This window comes from Proteiniphilum sp. UBA5463 (assembly GCF_002427225.1).
Lineage (GTDB): Bacteria > Bacteroidota > Bacteroidia > Bacteroidales > Dysgonomonadaceae > Proteiniphilum > Proteiniphilum propionicum.
In genome coordinates this window covers 24,713-27,912 of the sequence record NZ_DIQL01000043.1, presented here as the reverse complement: position 1 = coordinate 27,912, position 3,200 = coordinate 24,713, and the positions used below count along the sequence as shown (strand labels likewise).

The window sequence follows — 3,200 nt, the reverse complement described above, 5'->3', positions numbered from 1 at the left end:
GGAGCTGCCATGATGGCGGAGAAAGGGTACAGCTACGAAGAGATACTGCACCACTATTTCCCCGACACGAAAATCAACAATAAATACTAAAACACAATGCAAATGAATCAATCTACACGATCCCCTTGGTCTTGGATACCAACCCTTTACTTCGCCGAAGGCCTGCCATACGTGGCAGTAATGACCGTTTCGGTTATCATGTACAAGCGTTTCGGACTGTCAAACACAGAGATAGCCCTGTACACAAGCTGGTTATACCTTCCATGGGTAATCAAACCCTTCTGGAGCCCGTTTGTGGATATCCTGAGAACCAAACGGTGGTGGATCATCTCCATGCAATTGTTGATAGGTGCCGGGCTTGCAGGGGTGGCTTTTACCCTCCCTACTCCCTTCTATCTGCAGGCATCACTTGCCTTCTTCTGGCTGATGGCTTTCAGTTCGGCCACTCATGATATCGCTGCAGACGGTTTTTATATGCTTGCCCTTGACGATTCACAACAATCCTTCTTCGTTGGTATACGCAGCACCTTCTATCGCCTTGCCTCAATAACCGGTCAAGGATTACTGGTTGTTCTGGCTGGATTCCTGGAAAAATCGACCGGCAAAATTCCTTATGCATGGAGCATCACCTTTTTTATCCTGGCGGGACTTTTTCTGACATTTTTCGTCTATCACCGCTTTGTTTTGCCTTACCCGCACGCTGATACCGGAAAATCAGCCCACACACCACAGGAGGTGATGACTGAGTTTGGAAATACCTTCAAATCTTTTTTTACTAAAAAAGGAATAGGGCTGGCAATCGCTTTCATGCTACTGTACAGGCTGGCCGAAGCGATGCTTGTCAAACTGGCATCACCATTTTTATTAGACAGCCGTGATATGGGCGGATTGGGACTACACACTTCTGAAGTAGGCATAACCTATGGTACGGTGGGCGTGATCGCCCTTACACTTGGCGGAATCATCGGCGGAATTGTGGCTTCCCGTCAGGGATTGAAATTCTGGTTGTGGCCGATGGCATTGGCCATTACGTTGCCCAATGCGGCTTATCTTCTCCTTGCGTACTTTCAGCCTGATAGTTTCATATGGGTGAATGTGGCTGTAGCTGTTGAACAGCTTGGATACGGTTTCGGATTTACGGCATATATGCTATACCTTATCTATTTCTCACAGGGTGAACACAAAACAGCTCACTATTCCATCTGCACGGGAATTATGGCACTCGGAATGATGCTTCCAGGGATGGCTGCAGGATGGATACAGGAACAACTGGGATACCAGCACTTTTTTATCTTTATCATGATTGCTACAATCCCTACATTACTGTTGATTCCTTTCATGAAAGTGGACAAAGATTTCGGAAAATCAAAGAAAACACCTTTGCCGGGTGAAGAAGTCACTACTGAACAGTAACCATTCCGGCAAATAAATATGAATTAATCATTAATCCAGTAAAAAAACAAACTCAAAAAAAATGCACCGATTAATAATCACAAAAATAAATAATTTAGGCAACTCCTGCTTTTTATTAACTAAAACAGTAGCAGCTATGGCATTAATGCTTTACTGTATGACAATCACATCATCAGCTTTTGCCCGGAATATACGTGTCAAAACCGGAATTGAAGTGCTGAAGGAGTCTAACTTCAAGATCCTTCAGGGGAAACGTGTGGGACTGATCACCAACCCTACCGGAGTGGATAATGACCTGAAATCGACGATAGATATTCTGCATGAAGCTCCCGGCGTGCAGCTTGTAGCGCTTTACGGGCCCGAACACGGTGTGCGCGGCGATGTGCATGCCGGCGACAAAATCGATTCATTCACCGATTCCAATACGGGTGTGCCCGTTTATTCCCTCTATGGTGCCACTCGAAAACCGAGCAAAGAAATGTTGAACGGTGTAGATATCCTCGTCTACGATATTCAAGACATCGGATGCCGGTCATACACCTATATCTCAACCATGTATCTGGCAATGCAGGCGGCTGCTGAAAACGATATTGAATTTGTGGTGCTCGACCGCCCAAACCCGTTAAGCGGTTTGAAAGTAGAAGGAAATCTTGTGGAGGAGGGATTTGTTTCGTTTGTGAGCCAGCTAAGGATTCCTTATATTTACGGCCTTACCTGTGGCGAGCTGGCAGAGATGATAATTGGCGAACAGATGATATCAAGGCCTTGTAAGCTGACAGTGGTGAAGATGAAAAAGTGGCGCCGGAAGATGAACTTCGAGGATACCGGACTACCCTGGGTGCCCACCTCGCCACACATCCCGTTTTCTCATTCTGCATTTTTTTATCCTGTATCAGGCATTTTAGGTGAACTGGGATATATGTCTATCGGCGTTGGATATACGCTGCCGTTCGAGATGTTTGCCGCTGAATGGATCAACGCAGAAGAGTTTGCCAGGACGCTGAATGCAAAACAGCTGCCTGGTGTCATTTTCCGCCCCATACACCTGAAGCCCTATTATTCAGTTGGACAGGGACAGGACTTTCAGGGAGTACAGATATATCTTACCGATTTTTTCAGTGCGCGTCTGTCGGATATCCAGTTCCATGTAATGGAGGTGTCTGCGCAGCTCTATCCAGACAGAAAAGTGTTCGAGCGTGCTCCCGAAAACCGATTCAATATGTTCGACAAGGTATGCGGTAGCGATTTTATCCGTCTGGAATTTTCCAAGAACCATCGTTTTGCCGACATTCAATCTTATTGGACAAAAGATGAAAAGTCGTTCAGATTATTATCAAAGAAATATTACCTTTACCGGTAAACTTCGTAAAAAGAAGTTTTTTGCACAATGGTACTAACATAATACTTGCATAAACCGGGTTTATGCATTCAATAAATAATTCAACAACAATATATTATTGAAAGATGAACAGAATTACTTCACCTGATAAAAGCGGAAGGCTGCTTTCGCTTGATATTCTGCGCGGAATAACTATAGCGGGTATGATAATGGTCAACAATCCAGGCTCATGGAGCTACGCCTATGCGCCACTCAAACATGCTCATTGGCATGGACTTACACCGACCGATCTTGTATTCCCGTTCTTTATGTTTATTATGGGTGTATCCACCTTTTTGTCGCTGCGAAAATTCAACTTTGAACCTTCAAGAGCAGCAGTATGGAAAATTGTACGGCGTACCTTCCTCATTTTCGTGATGGGACTGGCACTGGGATGGTTCGGGCAGTT

Annotated in this window: 3 protein-coding genes; all 3 read left to right on the top strand. The window is 45.1% G+C overall.

Features of this window, described 5'->3' with window-relative positions; all coding sequences use genetic code 11:
* Nucleotides 1–102: 102 nt before the first annotated feature.
* Nucleotides 103–1,413, top strand: coding sequence for an AmpG family muropeptide MFS transporter (locus B3B27_RS07285; RefSeq protein ID WP_238867090.1), 1,311 nt, complete (start codon nucleotides 103–105; stop codon nucleotides 1,411–1,413).
* 136 nt (nucleotides 1,414–1,549) lie between these two features.
* Entirely contained in the window at nucleotides 1,550–2,773 is a 1,224-nt protein-coding gene (locus B3B27_RS07280; RefSeq protein ID WP_286847202.1) for an exo-beta-N-acetylmuramidase NamZ family protein, read from the top strand.
* A 104-nt stretch (nucleotides 2,774–2,877) separates the two neighbouring features.
* Nucleotides 2,878–3,200: heparan-alpha-glucosaminide N-acetyltransferase domain-containing protein (locus tag B3B27_RS07275; RefSeq protein ID WP_286847201.1), on the top strand; the 323-nt coding region annotated here is incomplete at its 3' end.

Coding starts and splice junctions, on each gene's coding strand:
- B3B27_RS07285 (WP_238867090.1), top strand. CDS start 103: ATGAATCAATCTACACGATCCCCTTGGTCTTGGATACCAACCCTTTAC.
- B3B27_RS07280 (WP_286847202.1), top strand. CDS start 1,550: ATGGCATTAATGCTTTACTGTATGACAATCACATCATCAGCTTTTGCC.